Genomic DNA, 15,998 nt, shown 5'->3' on the forward strand with positions numbered 1-15,998 from the left:
CTGCCCGACCTGCGGCTGTTGACGTAGTCGCGCGGCGCAGCGCCGCCAGGACGCGGGCGACGTCCCCGCGCTCGGCGGGTGGCAGCGGCGCGCCGGTGGCCGCCCGCAGCCGGGTGGCCGCGGCCAGCAGGTCCCGCGCGCGCTCTGGCTGATGGGTGTGGGCGCCGGCGAGTCCTTCGATGGCGAGCGCCACCGCGCGCGGGTCGCCGGTTCGGTTGGCGGCGGCCAGGCCCTGGGTGTGCAGGTCGAGCGCCGCCTCCGCGTCCGCGCGCTGCTCGGCGGCGAAGCCGAGTTCGGCGAGGATGAGCGCGGTGCCGTTGTCCGCCTCGAACCGCCGGTTCCACGCCAGCCACGGCGCCAGCAGCGCCTCGGCCTCCGCGAACCGGCCCTGGCGGCGCGCGGTCAGCGCGAGGCCGACCTCGGCGAACTCCTGGCCGGCCTGGTCGCCGTGCTCGACGGCCAACGCCCGGCCCCGCTGGTGCAGTTCGTCGGCGCGGGCGTGGTCGCCGGCCAGCAGCGCGATCCGGCCCAGCTCCGACCAGCGCATGGACACGTCCGGCCACAGCGCGAGTTCCTCGGCCAGCGCGACGCCCTCGTGGTGCCAGGCCGCCGCGGCCGGGTAGTCGCCGGCGATCTCGGCGAGCTTGCCGAGCACCGCGCCGGCCTGGACCTGGCCCCAGCGGTCCCCGGTCTCGCCGAACATCGCGTGGCCGCGTTCGGCGTCGGCGGCCGAGCCGGCCAGATCACCCCGGACGTGGCGTTGCGCGGCGCGCACACTGAGCGCGGCCGCGACCCCCCACCGGTCGTCGAGGTCGGTGAACTCGGCCAGCGCGGCGTCGTTGAGGGTCTCGCCGACCGCCAGGTCGCCGAACCTGGTCGTGGCGTGGCCGAGGAACCAGCCGGCCAGTGCGCGCTCGCCGGGGTCGGTGACCGCGTCGCGCAGGCCCGGCGCGGCGTGGCTGTCGGTGGACTCGCCGGTGAGCAGCCGGAACCCGGCGTGCCATGCCGCGATGATTGGGTCGGCCGCGGTCGCCGTCGTGCGGCGGGCCTCGACGAGCCGGCCGCGCAGGAACCAGTACCACACCAGCGCGCGCGTCAGGCGGGCGGCGAACCGGGGGTCGGCCAGCGCCTGGCGCAGGTTGCCGGTCTCGGCGTCCAGGCGGCGCAGCCAGCGCCGCTGGTCCTGGCCGCACAGGTGCCTGGCGGCCTGCTCGGCGACGGTGGTGACGTACGCGGCGCTCCCGTGCCGGAGCCGGTCGCGCTCCACGCCGGTCAGTTGTTCGGTGGCATACGCGGACACCGACTCCAGCAACCGGTAGCGCGGGCCGTCGGCGGTGTGCGTGACGACGACCAGCGAGCGGTCGACCAGCCGGGTCAGCAGGTCGAGCACCTGCGCCGGCCGCACGCCGTCGCCGGCGCACAGGGCCTCGGCGGCGGCGATGGCGCAGCCGTCGGCGAAGATCGCGAGCCGGCGCAGGACCGTCCGCTCGGCCGAGGTCAGCAGCTCCCAGCTCCAGTCGAGCACCGCGCGCAGGGTGCGCTGGCGCGGCGGCGCGTCCCGAGGGCCGCCGGTGAGCACGGCGAACCGGTCGGTGAGCCGGTCGGCCAGGCCGGCCACGCCCAGCACGCGGACCCGCGCCGCCGCCAGCTCGATGGCCAGGGGGAGCCCGTCGACCCGACGGCAGATCGTGGCGATGAGCTCGGTGTTGGTCTCGGTGTTGGTCTCGGTGTCGTCGGCTGGGGCGGTGAACCCGGCCGCCGCTGCCCGCGCGGTGAACAGTCGCACGGCTCCGGAGCCCAGCACCTCGGCCGGCGGTGCGCCCGGCGGCGGGAGGTCCAGCGGCGGCACCTCCCAGCGGTACTCGCCCGCGATGTCCAGCGGCTCCCGGCTGGTCGCCAGCACCCGCGCGCCCGCGGCCAGCAGCGGCGCCACCAGCATGGCGACCGGGTCGACGACGTGCTCGCAGTTGTCGAGCACGAGCAGCAGCCGCCGGTCACGCAGCAGGTCGGCGAGCCGCTCGACCGACGACCGCGGCCGGGCGCCGTCGCGCACGCCGAGCGCGGCGGCGACCACGTCCGCCAGACCGTCCGGGGTGGTCTCGCGCGGCAGGCCGGCCAGCTCGACCAGACACACCTCGTCCCCGGTGCGCGCCACCGCCAGCGCGAGCCTGGTCTTGCCGACGCCACCCGGGCCGGTCAGCGTCACCAGGCGGTGTTCGCCGAGCAGCGCGCGCACGTCGGCGACGGCGCTGTCCCGGCCGACGAGCGCGGTCGGCGGCGTGGGCAGCGGCCTGGTCGGGGGTGGTGCCGCGCGCAGCAGCCGCTGGTGCAGCGCGACCAGTTCCGCGCCAGGTTCGAGGCCGAGCTCGTCGTGGAGCTGCCGGCGCATCCGGCGGTAGTCCTCGAGCGCGTCGGTGGTCCGGCCGGCGCCGTGCAGCGCACGGATGTGGGCGGCCCGGAGGCGTTCGCGCAGCGGGTACTGGTCGACGAGCGCGCGCAGCTCACCGGCCAGCGCCGCGTGTTCGCCCAGCCGCAGCCGCGCCTGGGCATGGTCCTCCCAGGCCACGAGGCGCCGCTCGGCCAGCGCGGTGGCCTCGGCGCCGGCGAAGGGGAAGCCGGCGAACGCGTCCCCGCGCCACAGGCCAAGCGCCTCGGCCAGCAGCGCCGCCTGCTCGGCCGGGTCGGCGACGCGGCGCGCTCGGTCGGCGAGGCCGGCGAACCGGCCGCTGTCCACGGCGTCGGGCGGCACGTCCAGCAGGTAGCCCGGCGGGCGGCGCACGACCAGGCCGGCGCCGATGGCGCGGCGCAGCCGGGACACGACGGTCTGCAGCGCGTCCGCGGGGTTGGCCGGCAGCGCCGCGCCCCACAGGTCGTCGATCAGCCGGTCGGCGGACACCACCCGGCCAGGGGCGACGAGCAGCCGGGCCAGCAGGGTGCGCACCCGCGCCTCGGGCACTGTCACGGGATCGTCGTTCGGTGCCCACACCGCGAGCGGCCCCAGCACCCCGAAACGCATGCGATCCACAGTAACCGCCAGCCGACCGCCAGCGGACCGACAGCGCGGCCGGACACAGTCGCCGTGGTCATCGACGAAACGGAGTGAGACCGATGAAGAAGGCTGTTGTCACCGGCGGTACCCACGGCATGGGGCTGGCGATCGTGCGGGAACTGCTCACCCGCGGCGCCGAGGTGGTGCTGACCGGGCGGGACGAGCGGAACATCGAGCAGGCGCGCACGGCGCTCACGGGCGAGGCCGCGCACGTCGTGCGGGCGGACGCGAGCAGCATGGCCGACATCGCCGCACTGGGCGAGATCGTGGGGGAGCGGCTGGGCAGCGTCGACTACCTGTTCGTCAACCACGGGATCGCGCAGTTCGCCGAACTGGCCGACGTGACCGAGCAGGCGTGGGACCGGCTGTTCGCGGTCAACACCAAGGGCGCGTTCTTCACCGTGCAGCGGCTGGCCCCGTTGCTGGCCGACGGTGGTGCCATCGTGTTCACCACGGTCGCCAATGACGTCGTGTTCCCCGGGCTGAGCGCGTACTCGGCGGCCAAGGAGGCGGTGCGCGCGTTCGCGCACGTGCTCGCGGTGGAACTGCTGCCGAGGAGGATCCGGGTGAACAGCGTGGCGCCGGGATTCATCAGGACGCCGACCATGGGCATGGCCGACCTGACCGAGGAGCAGCGCCGGGAGTTCGAGCGCCAGGGCGAGGAGTCGACCCCGTTGGGCCGCATCGGCACCGTCGAGGAGGTCGCCTCGGCGGCGCTGTTCCTGGCCGAGCAGGCGACGTTCACCACCAACGTCGAACTGGCCGTCGACGGCGGGCTCGCGCAGGGGCTCGGGCACTAACGCCAGGCGGTGATCGTGACCGGGTCGCCGACGGCGATGTGGCCGGGGGACAGGACGGTGCCCTTGAGGCCGAAGCTGACGCCGTCGGGCTCGCGGCGGTAGTCGGCGAGGGTGCGCAGCGGTTCTGGCCCCCGGCGGCGGCCGGTGGCCTGGTCGGTCATGGTCATCGCGCAGCGGATGGCCCGTTCGCCGAAGCCGATCTCGGTGGTGCCGATCGTCATGCGGTGCACGCGGTCCTCGGTGTGTGGGTCGGGCCAGCCGGTGATGACGACGTTGGGCCGGAACCGGGTCATCGGCACCGCCGGGGCGCCCCGGCGGCGGATGCGGGCGTTCAGTGAGTCCAAAGAGGACTCGGCGGTGAGCAGTAACGCCGTGCGGTCGGGGTTTCCCGCCCGCGCGGCCCGGTCGGGTTCCCGGACCAGCCGCGCGGGCCGGCCGAGGACGCCACCGAGCCAGTTCGCGGCCTCGGCCCCCTGGTCGATGCCGGCGCCGGGCCACTTCTCGACATCGACGGCGACGGCGTGGGCGGGGTCCGTGCGGACCGCCACGGTGAGATCGTCCGTGCCGGGAGCGCCCAGGACCAGCGTGGTTCCGGTGTAGCTGGCCCGGATCGCGGCCATCCTCGGCACGGCTCCCTGCCACACGGTCAGCCCGTCCGGCCCGACGATGGCGAACAGCCGGTCGTCGGTCACCCCGGTCATGGTGATCTCGGCGCGCGCCACCGTGACCCCGGCACAACCCTTGACCGGAAACCACGCCAACGAGGAAACAGTTGCCATCCCACCAAAATACCCGCTGAGGACACCCAAAATCGTTGTGCCGCAGTAGCTTTTCGTCGAACCTGGCGTATCATCCACAGTCGTGGGCGTGTCGCCGGCATGACCAGACGCCAGCGACGGCGGGGTCCTACCAGGAAATGTCTTGGGTAATTCGTGCGCCAATCGAAAGGAGGACGGGACGGGGCGTGCGAGGGCTCCCCGCCCTTGACCACCATGATTCGTACAAAGATGCTCGCCGCCGTCGGCGCGGTCGGCCTCGCGGTCGCGACCCTGCCATCGGCCGTCTCGTCGGCGGATCCTCGGCAGGTCCAGGTGTCGCTGACCCAGGTGGCCTCGGCGCAGGCGCCGACCGCCGGCACCGAGGGACCCAACGGCGAACTGTGGATCGGCGAACGCGCCGGGGCCGTGCGGGTGCTCACCGACCAGGGCCTCAGCGCGCCGGTGCTCACCGTCCAGACCACGACCGAGGGCGAGCGCGGACTCGCCGGCCTGACGTTCGACCCGGATTTCGCCCACTTCTACGTGTCGTACACCAATGCCCAGGGACACAGCACCATCGACGAGTTCGACATGGTCGACGGTGAGGTGGCGGTGGGCACCCGGCGCCAGATCTTCTTCCAGGAACAGCCGGGCCCGGCGCACAACTCCGGCCACATCGCCTTCGGCCAGGACGGCATGTTCTACATCTCCCTCGGCGACGGCGACTACTCGCCGGAGGGCGACCCGTACGACAACAGCCAGAATCTCGGCTCGCTGCTTGGCAAGGTGCTGCGGATCGACCTGAACGCGAGCGACCCGTACGGGATTCCGGCCGACAACCCGTTCGTTGGCGACCCGGCGGCCAGGGGCGAGATCTGGGCCTACGGACTGCGCAACCCCTGGCAGTTCTCCTTCGACGCGGAGACCGGTGACCTGTGGCTCGGCGACGTCGGCCACCTGCTCTGGGAGGAGGTCGACTCCGCACCGGCCGGCGTTGGCGGCCAGAACTACGGCTGGCCCAACATGGAGGGCACCCGGCCGCACCGGGGCACCGAGCCCGCCGACCACGCCCCGCCGGTGTACGAATGGGAACACGGCACCGACGGCGCGTTCTGCGACTCGGTGACCGGTGGTTTCGTGTACCGGGGCAACGAGATTCCCGACCTGCGGGGCTCCTACGTGTTCGCCAACTACTGTTCCGGTGAGCTCAAGGCCCTGGAACTGGAGAACGGTCAGGTCACCGGCGTGGTCAGCCTCGGCGCGAACGCCGGCTGGGTGAGCACGTTCGTGCAGACGCGCGACCACGAGCTCTACGTGTTCGACATGGGCCCCTACGGTGCCCCCGGCGGGCCGACACCCGTCTACCGGATCGGTCCGGCGTAACCCCGCGAAGCCGTGGGCGCGTAACTTTCGTTACGCGCCCACGGCTCTCCCACCCCCGGTCAGGTCTCGAGTCCACTGAGGACCTCCGAACCGCTGGCGTGTCATCTCGTCGAACATGTGTGGTTCTGCGAGACTGGCGCGCATGGATGCTGGCGAGCCGAACGCGGCCGAGTTGGTCCTGCGGATGGGCCAGGGCCAGCGGGTCAGGTTCCTGTTCTTCTGGGGACATCGGCCCGAACGCGACGGGCGCGTCGGGCCCGGCTGCCTGAGCCAGTGGTGGCCGGCGCCGTTCGTCGTCGACGAGGCCACCTTCGCCACGGCCGAGCACTACATGATGTGGCGCAAGGCGAGGTTGTTCGGCGACCAGGCCAGCGCCGAGCGGATCCTGCTCACGTCGGATCCCCGCCAGGCCAAGGAGTTGGGGCGCGGCGTGCGGGGTTTCGACCAGCACCGCTGGGCGGCGTGCCGGTACGAGATCGTGGTGGCGGCCAGTGTCGCGAAGTTCGGGCAGCATCCGGACCTGCGGGACTTCCTGCTCGGCACCGGGGATCGGGTGCTGGTGGAGGCGAGCCCGGTCGACCGGGTGTGGGGCATCGGCATGGCCGCCGACGACCGGCGCGCCGACCAGCCAACGCACTGGCGCGGACTGAACCTGTTGGGATTCGCGCTGACCGAGGCCCGCGAGATCCTGGCGACGCGGACCTGACCGTCCGCGCGCGTCTCAGACCAGCGCGTCGACGGGGACCCAGGTGGGGTGTTTGCCCGCGCGGTCGTCGCCGGAGGACTGGCGGCGGACCCGGCGGTTGAGCCAGGGGAGTACGTGCTCGCGGTAGTACCGGGCCTCCGCGCGCACACTGCGCGCGCCCGCCGGTGGCGGCGCGACCGTGTGCGCGGTCACCGGGTGGTCGAGGGCGGCGAGCACCCGGGAGGCCACCCGGCGATGCCCGTCGCTGTTGAGGTGCAGCCGGTCGGCCGACCAGTAGCCGGGCCCGCGGATCTCCCGATCGTTGAACATGTCGACGAACACCAGGTCATGGCGCGCGGCCAGCCGGGTGACCGCGGTGGTCAGCACGGTGCCGCGGCGATGGATCATGCGGCCCAACGGCAGCCTGGCCGACGGGTCGGCGCCGCTGAGCAGGATGAGGCGCACCCCGGCGTCGGCGCAGCGCCGGATCACCTGCTCGGTGAGCCGGACCAGCCGGGCCAGGTCGACGCCGGGGCGCATCATGTCGTTGCCGCCGCCGTTGAACGAGAGCAGCGACGGTGCCGGCGACAACGCGAGCGCCGCGTCCAGCTGCGCGGTCGCGATGGGCTCGAGCAGCCGGCCGCGGACCGCGAGGTTGGCGTAGTGCACGGTCTCCCCGGTCGCGCTCGCGAGCCCGGAGGCCACGAGGTCGGCCCAGCCTCGGGACGCACCGTCGACGGGTTCGTCACCGACGCCCTCGGTGAAGCTGTCGCCGATCGCCACGTATCGCACGTCCACTCCTGTCGCTCTGCCGGCGGACCGGCCCGCCCGCCAACAGAACGGTACGACGCGGCGCCCCGGCACGGGCGGGCCGGTGACGAGAAACGCGTCCCGGCTCGCGTAACTGCCCTGAATGCCCCATTCAGGACGCTGAACGTCGCCAATGCCTCATTCAGGGCATTGCGGCGGGGGTGGGGTCATGGGGAGATGACGTGGGTGGTGGTGGCGAGCAGGTGGCTGGCGCTGAGGCCGAACATGGCGCGGAAGCTGTCGCTGAAATGGCCGGGTGAGGCGAAACCGGCGTCGGCGGCCGCGGTGGTCAGGTCCAGGCCCGTGCTGACCGCGCCCGCGACGTGGAGCATGCGCGTCCACAGCCGGTAGCGGCGGAAACTCGTCCCGGTGTGCGTGGTGAACAGGTGCTGGAAGCGCGAGGCCGACAGGTTCACCTCGGCGGCCAGGCGCGCCGCGGTCCACGGCGTGCCGGGGTGGGCGCGCAGCAGGTCCAGCGCGGTGCGGACGCGGTCGTCGCGCTCGTCGCCGGTCTCGGTCAGCAGGCCGAGCAGGTCCAGCGGGTCCGGTGCGGACGTGGTGCGGAGTCGCCGCGCCAGGCCGAGCTCGTCGTCGTGTCCTGACTGGATGGCCGGGCCGAGCCGGGCGGTCATCCGGGCGCCGGTCCGCGCCACCCAGGACGAGCCGGGGTCCGCGTAGGCGAACAGCATCCGGCCGTGCTCGGCGACCAGCTGGTGGCGGGTGCGGGCCGGGATCAGCGCGCTGCGTACGTGCCGTTCGTCCGCGCCGGGGACCCGGATGGCGAACGGGGCGTCGACGCCGAGGGCGAAGCAGTGCACCGAGCCGGAGTGCTCGCGCAGCCGCAGCGACGGACCGAGATACGCCGCCCGGCCCAGCCGGACCCACACCGTCGCCGTCGGGTCGGGACAGCACGTTTCTGGAAGCGGCAGGTCGCTCATCCCCGCCATGCTGGCACACGTGACCACGGTCGTGTTGCTCGCTGTCGGCCTGTTCTTCCTGGGGATGGGCGGCTACGCCCTCGCCGCGCCCGCCGCGCTGATCCGCCCGTTCCGTCTCGTCGCGGACACCCCGGAAAGCCGCTCGGAGATCCGCGCGGTCTATGGCGGGTTCGGGGTCGCGATCGCCGCGGTGCTCGTGCTCGCCGTGCTGCTGGACGGCGAGTTCCGGCGCGGGGTGCAGGTCACCGTCGCGTTCGCGCTCGCCGGGATGGCCGTTGGCCGCGTGCTCTCCCGCGTCCTGGACCGCCCGACCGCGTTCTACCCGGTCTGGTTCTACTGTGGCGTCGAAGCGGTCGCCGCCGGCGCGCTGTTCGTGACCGCCTGACCACCGGACGAACTGTCGAGAGCCGGTGTCGTGGTCAGCTCTGCCGTCCCGTCGAGGACGGTACGACCAGGCCGGTCTCGTAGGCCACGACGACGGCCTGCGCCCGGCTGGTGAGCCCGAGCTTGGCCATCATCCGCTTCACGTGGGTCTTGATGGTCGCCTCGCTGATCACCAGCCGCTCGGCGAGTTGTGCGTTGGTCAGGCCCGTGCCGACCAACCGCAGTACCTCGGTCTCCCGCGCGGTCAGGTTGGCCAGCCGCGTTTCCCGGACGGCGCTCGCCCGGTGGTGCTGGGCGTAGGTCTCGATCAGCTGGTGGGTGATGCGGGGCGCGATCAGCATGTCGCCCGCGGCGATCGTGTGCACCGCGGCGATGATCCGGTCCGGCGGGGTGTCCTTGAACAGAAAGCCCGACGCGCCGTCGCCGAGTGCGGTGTAGACGTACTCCGGCAGGTCGAAGGTGGTCAGGATGATCACCCGGGGCGGCGCCTCGGCCGCGGCGGCCAGGATCTGGCGGGTGGCCGCGATCCCGTCCAACTCGGGCATCCTGATGTCCATCAGGATCACGTCCGGGCCGGTGCTCGCGGCCAGCGCCACGGCCTGGGCGCCGTCCGCCGCCTCGCCGACCACCTCGAGGCCCGGCGCGGCGGTCAGCAACGCGACCAGCCCGGCGCGGATCAGCGCCTGGTCCTCGGCGACGAGCACGCGGATCGTCATGCGGCGGTCACGGGGCATCGTCCATCGGCAGGCGTACGACCACGTTGAAGCCGCCCTTCTGCGCGGGACCGGCGGTGAGCACTCCACCGTAGAGCTCGGCCCGTTCCCGCATGCCGCGGATGCCGTGCGAGGCCGGCGACACCGCGCGCGGCACGGGCGCGGTGCCGTCGTCGGTCACCGTGAGGGTGAGCTCACGGTCGCCGTAGTCGAGGTCGATCCGCGCCCTGGCCGGGCCGGCGTGCTTGAGCACGTTGGTCAGCGACTCCTGGGCGACCCGGTAGGCGCACAGGTCCGGTCCCGGCGGCAGCGCGCGCGGACTGCCCGTGACCACCAGCTCGACCGGCAGCCCCGCGCCGCGCGTGCGGTCCACCAGCTCACCCAACAACGCCACCCCCGGCCGAGGGCTCTGGTCAAGGTCCGAGTCCTCGCTGTGGTCGACCCGCAGCACGTCGAGCAGGCGGCGCATCTCCTTGAGCGCCTCGCGGCTGGTGTCGCCGACGGTGTCGATGGCGCCGCGGGCGGTGTCCGGGTCCGTGTCGAGCACGTAGCGGGCCAGCCCCGCCTGCAGCGCGATGGCGGACATGTGGTGCGCGACGGTGTCGTGCAGTTCGCGGGCGATGCGCACCCGCTCGTCGGCCGCCGCCCGCGCCGCGTCCTCGGCGAGCCGCTCGACGCGTTGGCCCCAGCGTCTCGTGCCCTCGCCCAGCGCCCAGGCACCCGGGATGACCAGCACCGCCTGGGTGTACTCCGACCACGCCACGGTGTCGGTGATCCGGAGGTAGTTGACCGACACCACGGCCGTCGCGGCCAGCCACATGGCGGCGGCCGCCGCCCGGGACCGCAGGGTGGCCACCGTGAACATCGCGATGACCAGGCTGAGCCCACCGCTCGGGAAGTCGCCGTACCCCAGCAGGCTGTAGGCCCCCAGCGCGGCCACGATGGCCGTCATCGTCAGCACCGGCGCGCGTTGGCGCATGGCGATCGGCGCCGAGGAGAGCGTGGCCAGCACGAGTGCCGGCCACTCGCTCCAGCTGGCGAGGTTGCCGACCGTCGTGGCCGCGGTCAACCCGGTCAGCACCACCGCCAGCAGCACGTCGACCAGGAACGGCCTGGAATTCACCACCACGCGCACACGGTAGCCGTGGTGGTACCCGGCGCTACCCCCCTGGGGGTAGCGCGAGTTCCCGTTCTGGGGCGACGACGGAGGGTCGCCGGCTGCCTAGGTTTCCGTGGTGTGAAGCGAACACACGCGGCCTTGATCGTCATGACGGTGCTCGGCATCGCGGCCTCCGGATGCTCGGAGGCCGAAGTGGAGAGGAACATGGAGTCCGTCGAGTCGCGGCTCGAAGGCGCGGACCAGGCGGTCGACGATGGCGGCCAGGAGACCGGTGAGCGGTTGGACACCACGGTCATGCAGCGGGACGCGGACGCGCTGCTGGCGGCCGGCGCGCCCGGGGTGCTCGCCGAGCTCAGCACCGCCACCGGCGAGGCCAGGGTGCGCAGCGGCTTCGGCGACACCGACGCCAGGACGCCGGTTGACTGGTCGGCGAAGTTCCGCATCGGCAGCTACACCAAGACTTTCGTGGCGGCGACGCTGTTGCAGCTGGTCGGCGACGGCACGCTGGCCCTGGACGACACCGTCGAGAAGTGGCTGCCGGGCGTGGTGTCCGGCAACGGCAACGACGGTGGCAAGATCACCCTGCGGCAGCTGTTGCAGCACACCAGCGGCATCCCCGAGTACCTGCAGGACCTGACGAACATCCTGGTGCAGAGCGGCTTCGAGCGCGACCGGTACACGACGTTCTCTCCCGACGAGCTCGTCGGGCTGGCGATGACCCACCCGCCGGACTTCGCGCCGGGTGCCGACTGGCGGTACTCCAACACCAACTACATCCTGGCCGGGATGGTGATCAGCAAGGCCACCGGGAACGACTGGCGGGACGAGGTGCGGGCGCGCGTGATCGAGCCACTCGGCCTGAAGGACACCACCCTGCCCGGCACGGACCGGACCGTTCCCGAGCCGCACGCCATCGCCTACGAGCGGTTCCCGGACGTGCTCACCGAGGACGCCAAGTTCGGCCCGCCCGTGGACGCGACCGAGCTCAACCCGTCGTTCGGGGAGGCCGCCGGCGAGATCATCAGCACCACCGCGGACGGCAACACGTTCCTCCGGTCCCTGCTCAGCGGGAAGCTGCTTGGCCCGGCGGAGCTGGCCGAGATGAAGAAGACGGTGCCCGCGCCCATGGTCCAGCCGGCGTGGCCGGGCGCGAAGTACGGGCTCGGCCTGATGTTCATCCCGAACTCGTGTGGCGGGCACTGGGCGCACGGCGGTGACATCCAGGGCTTCAAGACCCGCAACGGCGCCAGCGAGGACGGCAGCCGCAGCGTGATGATCTCCATCAACACCGACTCGATGATGCCCGGCGGGAAGCCGGCGACCACGCCGTTGGACCCCACGCTCGACCTGGTCGAGCACGCGCTCTGCGGCACCGGCTGAGAGACAACGCATGGCTCCTTCGTCCACTGTGGCCAGTGGGCGAAGGAGCCATTATCATGAATTCGTTGTGCTGTGGGGTAATCCCGTATCGCAGGACGGGATGACCGGCCAGGCAGGGACTTCTACTCTTGCCGTCGCGACCGCGGGTCTCGCGGGGACGTGACGATCAGTAGGAGAAAGGGCCGGCTGTGTCCGAGGAACTCATTGAGGCGCCGAAGAAGCGCGTAGGGCTGTTCGCGATCATCGGTGTGGTGGTGGTCGTGCTGGCCGCCGGAGTCGTGTTCGCGGTCACTCGGGGCGGGGACGAGGCGGAGACGGTCCGCATCGGCGTGGTCGGCGCGAGCGACCCGTACTGGGAGACCTACCAGCGGGCCGCCGCCGACGAGGGCATCACGGTCGAGATCGTCGACTTCACCGACTACGCCCAGCCGAACCCGGCGCTGGCCGAGGGGGAGATCCAGCTCAACCAGTTCCAGCACATCGTCTACCTCGCCGACTACAACGTCGCCAACAACCAGAACCTGGTGCCGATCGGCGCGACCGCGATCTACCCGCTCGGCCTGTACTCGAAGAGGTACCAGTCCACAGCGGACATCCCGGCCGGGGAGACGGTCGCGGTGCCCAACGATGCCAGCAACCAGGCGCGCAGCCTGCTGGTGCTGCAGTCCGCCGGCCTGATCAAGCTCAAGTCCGGCGGCAACATCTTCTCCGACCTCGCCGACGTCGACGAGGCCGCGTCCAAGGTGACGGTCACCGCGCTGGACGCCGAACTGACCGCGACCTCGCTGGACGACCTCGCCGCGGCGGTCATCAACAACGACTTCGTCGAGCGCGCCGGGCTTTCCTTCGACGACGCCATCGCCAAGGACGACCCGGCCGACGACAAGGCGCTCCCGTACGTGAACGTCTTCGCCGCGCGCGAGCAGGACAAGGACAACGCCACCTACACCAAGCTGGTCGAGATCTACCAGAACAGCCAGCCGGTGCTCGACGGCGTGCAGGAGGTGTCCGGCGGCACGGCGGTGTTCGCCAAGACCTCCCCGGACGACCTGCGGTCATCACTGGACGACGTCGAGAAGATCACCGCCGAGCAGAAGTGACCCGATGGCCGTCATAGAACTGGACAACGTGTCCAAGGTCTTCCCGCCAGCTCGCCGGGGCGCCGCCCCGGTGAGCGCGGTGGAGGACGTCACCCTGCGCGTCGAGGCCGGGGAGATCGCGGGCATCATCGGCTACTCCGGCGCTGGCAAGTCCACCCTGGTCCGGCTGATCAACGCGCTGGAGAAGACGACCGCCGGCACGATCACGGTCGACGGCACGACGATCACCGACCTGCCGGAACGGCGCCTGCAACAGGTCCGGCTGGGCATCGGCATGATCTTCCAGCAGTTCAACCTGTTCTCCTCGCGCACGGTATGGGGCAACATCGCCTACCCGCTGCGGATCGCGAAGGTGCCCAAGGCGCGCCACCAGGAGCGCATCTCGGAGCTGCTGCACTTCGTGGGGCTGGCGGACAAGGCACACAGCTACCCCGAGCAGCTCTCCGGCGGGCAGAAGCAGCGGGTGGGCATCGCCAGGGCGCTGGCGACCTCGCCGAAGGTGCTGCTCGCCGACGAGGCCACCAGCGCGCTGGACCCGGAGACCACGCGGGATGTGCTGCGGCTGCTCAAGAAGGTCAACGTGGAGCTGGGCATCACCACGGTGGTGATCACCCACGAGCTGGAGGTGGTGCGCGCCATCGCCGACCGGGTCGTGGTCATGGAACAGGGCAGGGTGGTCGAGGACGGGTCGGCCTTCGACGTGTTCGCCAAACCCCGCCACCCCACCACCAAACGGTTCGTGGACACGCTGATCGACGGCGTGCCGGCCGGCGCGACCCTCGAGTCGTTGCGGGCCAACCACACCGGCCGGATCGTCACGCTGTCGTTCACTGACGAGTCGCTGCCCCAGTCACAGGCCTTCGCCGAGCTGATCGCGGGCGGCATCGAGTTCGAGCTCGTGCACGGTGGCATGGAGGACATCCAGGGACGGTCGTTCGGCAACCTCACGCTGGCGCTGCGTGGGCAGGACGCCGCCGTCGACCTCGCCCTCGGTCGCCTGCGCGACCGGGTGGCGATCACCGAGGTGGCGTGATGGACCGGTTGTTGGAGCTGCAGGACCTGTTCTGGGAGTCGGTGCTCGAGACGGTCTACATCGTCGCGATCACGCTGGGACTTGGCGGGGTCGGCGGCCTGGTCCTCGGGATCGCGTTGTATGTCACCCGCCGCGGCGGCCTGCTGGCCAACGCGCCGGTGTCGATCGTGCTGAACGTGCTGGTGAACTTCTTCCGGCCCATCCCGTTCGTCATCTTCATCGGCGCCGTGCAACCGTTGGCGCGGCTCGTGGTGGGCATCGGCATCGGCAACAAGGCGATCATCTTCGCGCTGTCGCTCGCCGCCGCGTTCGGGGTCAGCCGCATCGTCGAGCAGAACCTGGTCAGTGTCGATCCGGGCGTGATCGAGGCGGCCAGGGCGATGGGTGCCGGGCGGTTGCGGATCATCCTGACCGTGCTGATTCCCGAGGCGTTGGGGCCGTTGATTCTCGGCTACACCTTCGTGTTCGTCGCGTTGGTCGACATGTCCGCCATCGCGGGCGTCATCGGCGGCGGTGGGCTGGGCAACTTCGCCATCGTGTACGGCTACCGCCAGTTCAACCCGGCCGTCACGTGGATCGCGGTGATCGCCATCGTGGTCATCGTCCAGGTGGCACAGTTCGCGGGCAACCTGTTGGCGCGCAAGGTGCTGCGCCGGTGACGGCGGCTCAGTGTTCGGTCGGGACGTTGACGTCGGGGATCGCGTCGAGCAGGCGGCCCCATTCCGGGTAGGCCGCGACCTTCTTCAGGTGCATGGCGCCGATCTTCGCGCCGAGCTCCGGGTCGGGGTCGTCGGACAGCTGCAGGGTCGTGAGCCGGGCGAAGTGCGGCAGGATGTCGGCGTCGCCGTTGAGGTGCACGGGGTCGTAGAAGTAGCGGTCGAGGGCGGCCAGGTCCTCGACCGCCGCCAGGTAGGCGTGGGTGTAGCCCTCCGCCGGGTCGCCGATGTCCTGCCCCACGGTGGCGAAGGCCACCGACTCGACCGACGCGGTCCGGCGCATGGCCGCCAGCACCTCGGCCCGCACGGTGTCGGTGGTGGTGTCCTTGAAGCGGAACCGCACGATGTTGACGATCACGGGTGTCCTCCGTCAGGTGTCAGATTTGAACTCGCTGGTTCAGTTTACTGAACCGATGGGTAGGATATGATCCGGACGTGACGGACGTGACAACGCCTCGTGGGCGGGCCGGCAAGCGGGCGGCGATCCTGGCGGCCGGGTTCGCCGTCTTCGCCCGCGCGGGCTACACGCAGGCCGGTGTGCAGGAGATCGCGGACGAGGCGAACATCGCCAAACCGACGGTGTACAGCCATTTCGGCGACAAGGAGGACCTGTTCCGGCAGGCGATGGCGGCCTCGGCGGACGCGGTGCTCGCGGAGAACCTCGCGGCCCTGGAACGGTTGCGCGCCGGGGCGGCCGACCTGCGGGCCGCGTTCGACGCGGTGGCCTACCAACTGGTCCGCGTCTGCTGCGGGGAGCGCGCCCGCGCGCTGCGTTGGCTGACCTACGGCCAGTCGGCACGGTTTCCCGACCTGATCGGGGACGTCCAGGAGCGCACGGCCACCCGCCTGCGGGACGCGGTGGCCGACCGGTTGGCGCGCCTGGCGGTGGCCGGCGAGCTGCGCCGGCACGACCCGATGCTCGCCGCGGACCAGTTCCTCGCGCTGCTGACCGGTCCGATGGAGGCCAGGTCCCGGATGGGGACGCGCACGGTCGCCGCCGCCGACATGCGCGCCGTGGCCTCCGCCGCCGCCGACACCTTCCTCCGCGCCTACGGCCCCCACCGACTCATGCCCTGAATGAGGCATTGGCGACGTTCAACCTGGATCCACCGATGATCTTTGTGGGTGA

Annotated in this window: 16 protein-coding genes; 9 read left to right on the top strand and 7 right to left on the bottom strand. The window is 71.8% G+C overall.

Annotated features, from left to right (window positions below):
- On the bottom strand, window positions 1-3,016 hold a 3,016-nt coding region (locus ACYVIP_RS39165; RefSeq protein ID WP_460405939.1), incomplete at its 3' end, for a BTAD domain-containing putative transcriptional regulator.
- 92 nt (window positions 3,017-3,108) lie between these two features.
- Between ACYVIP_RS39165 and ACYVIP_RS39170 the strand changes: the two genes are divergently transcribed.
- Entirely contained in the window at window positions 3,109-3,849 is a 741-nt protein-coding gene (locus ACYVIP_RS39170; RefSeq protein WP_460405941.1) for an SDR family oxidoreductase, read from the top strand.
- On the opposite strand, the gene ACYVIP_RS39175 is transcribed toward ACYVIP_RS39170, so the two are convergent.
- Window positions 3,846-4,628 (bottom strand): MOSC domain-containing protein, encoded by a 783-nt coding sequence (locus ACYVIP_RS39175; protein WP_460405943.1) that lies wholly within the window; start codon window positions 4,626-4,628, stop codon window positions 3,846-3,848. The two genes, ACYVIP_RS39170 and ACYVIP_RS39175, sit on opposite strands and share 4 nt — an antisense overlap.
- 213 nt (window positions 4,629-4,841) lie before the next feature.
- On the opposite strand from ACYVIP_RS39175, the gene ACYVIP_RS39180 reads away from it, so the two are divergent.
- Window positions 4,842-5,990 (top strand): PQQ-dependent sugar dehydrogenase, encoded by a 1,149-nt coding sequence (locus ACYVIP_RS39180; protein ID WP_460405945.1) that lies wholly within the window; start codon window positions 4,842-4,844, stop codon window positions 5,988-5,990.
- A 142-nt stretch (window positions 5,991-6,132) separates the two neighbouring features.
- The gene (locus tag ACYVIP_RS39185; RefSeq protein WP_460405947.1) at window positions 6,133-6,696 is read left to right on the top strand and encodes an NADAR family protein; all 564 of its coding nucleotides are present in this window, start codon (window positions 6,133-6,135) and stop codon (window positions 6,694-6,696) included.
- 15 nt (window positions 6,697-6,711) lie between these two features.
- Here ACYVIP_RS39185 and ACYVIP_RS39190 read toward each other — a convergent pair whose 3' ends face one another.
- Together ACYVIP_RS39190 and ACYVIP_RS39195 are read right to left on the bottom strand one after the other, a co-directional pair.
- Window positions 6,712-7,467, bottom strand: coding sequence for an SGNH/GDSL hydrolase family protein (locus ACYVIP_RS39190; protein ID WP_460405949.1), 756 nt, complete (start codon window positions 7,465-7,467; stop codon window positions 6,712-6,714).
- Between the two features lie 185 nt (window positions 7,468-7,652).
- The gene (locus ACYVIP_RS39195; protein ID WP_460405951.1) at window positions 7,653-8,423 is read right to left on the bottom strand and encodes a helix-turn-helix domain-containing protein; all 771 of its coding nucleotides are present in this window, start codon (window positions 8,421-8,423) and stop codon (window positions 7,653-7,655) included.
- A gap of 19 nt (window positions 8,424-8,442) precedes the next feature.
- On the opposite strand from ACYVIP_RS39195, the gene ACYVIP_RS39200 reads away from it, so the two are divergent.
- Entirely contained in the window at window positions 8,443-8,808 is a 366-nt protein-coding gene (locus tag ACYVIP_RS39200; RefSeq protein WP_460405953.1) for a DUF4345 domain-containing protein, read from the top strand.
- Window positions 8,809-8,842: 34 nt separating this feature from the next.
- Here ACYVIP_RS39200 and ACYVIP_RS39205 read toward each other — a convergent pair whose 3' ends face one another.
- Together ACYVIP_RS39205 and ACYVIP_RS39210 are read right to left on the bottom strand one after the other, a co-directional pair.
- Window positions 8,843-9,523 carry a response regulator gene (locus ACYVIP_RS39205; protein WP_460405955.1) on the bottom strand — a complete coding sequence of 227 codons (681 nt, stop codon included), beginning with the start codon at window positions 9,521-9,523 and terminating at the stop codon, window positions 8,843-8,845.
- Between the two features lie 7 nt (window positions 9,524-9,530).
- Complete coding sequence (locus tag ACYVIP_RS39210) at window positions 9,531-10,649, bottom strand: sensor histidine kinase (RefSeq protein ID WP_460405957.1); 1,119 nt, start codon at window positions 10,647-10,649, stop codon at window positions 9,531-9,533.
- A gap of 108 nt (window positions 10,650-10,757) precedes the next feature.
- Between ACYVIP_RS39210 and ACYVIP_RS39215 the strand changes: the two genes are divergently transcribed.
- From ACYVIP_RS39215 to ACYVIP_RS39230, 4 genes are all read left to right on the top strand, one after another.
- The gene (locus ACYVIP_RS39215; protein WP_460405959.1) at window positions 10,758-12,020 is read left to right on the top strand and encodes a serine hydrolase domain-containing protein; all 1,263 of its coding nucleotides are present in this window, start codon (window positions 10,758-10,760) and stop codon (window positions 12,018-12,020) included.
- A gap of 188 nt (window positions 12,021-12,208) precedes the next feature.
- The gene (locus tag ACYVIP_RS39220) at window positions 12,209-13,120 is read left to right on the top strand and encodes a MetQ/NlpA family ABC transporter substrate-binding protein (RefSeq protein WP_460405961.1); all 912 of its coding nucleotides are present in this window, start codon (window positions 12,209-12,211) and stop codon (window positions 13,118-13,120) included.
- A gap of 4 nt (window positions 13,121-13,124) precedes the next feature.
- Window positions 13,125-14,153, top strand: a complete 1,029-nt coding sequence (locus ACYVIP_RS39225) for a methionine ABC transporter ATP-binding protein (protein WP_460405963.1) — start codon at window positions 13,125-13,127, stop codon at window positions 14,151-14,153.
- A complete protein-coding gene (locus ACYVIP_RS39230; protein WP_460405965.1) occupies window positions 14,153-14,812 on the top strand; it encodes a methionine ABC transporter permease in 660 nt (219 codons plus the stop codon). Before ACYVIP_RS39225 ends, ACYVIP_RS39230 begins: the two co-directional genes overlap by 1 nt.
- Window positions 14,813-14,819: 7 nt before the next feature.
- On the opposite strand, the gene ACYVIP_RS39235 is transcribed toward ACYVIP_RS39230, so the two are convergent.
- Window positions 14,820-15,227 (bottom strand): Dabb family protein, encoded by a 408-nt coding sequence (locus ACYVIP_RS39235; RefSeq protein WP_460405967.1) that lies wholly within the window; start codon window positions 15,225-15,227, stop codon window positions 14,820-14,822.
- Window positions 15,228-15,304: 77 nt separating this feature from the next.
- Here ACYVIP_RS39235 and ACYVIP_RS39240 point away from each other — a divergent pair, with 77 nt between their 5' ends.
- Window positions 15,305-15,946 (top strand): TetR/AcrR family transcriptional regulator, encoded by a 642-nt coding sequence (locus tag ACYVIP_RS39240; protein ID WP_460405969.1) that lies wholly within the window; start codon window positions 15,305-15,307, stop codon window positions 15,944-15,946.
- Window positions 15,947-15,998 lie beyond the last annotated feature (52 nt).

Source organism: Actinophytocola sediminis (genome assembly GCF_054779715.1).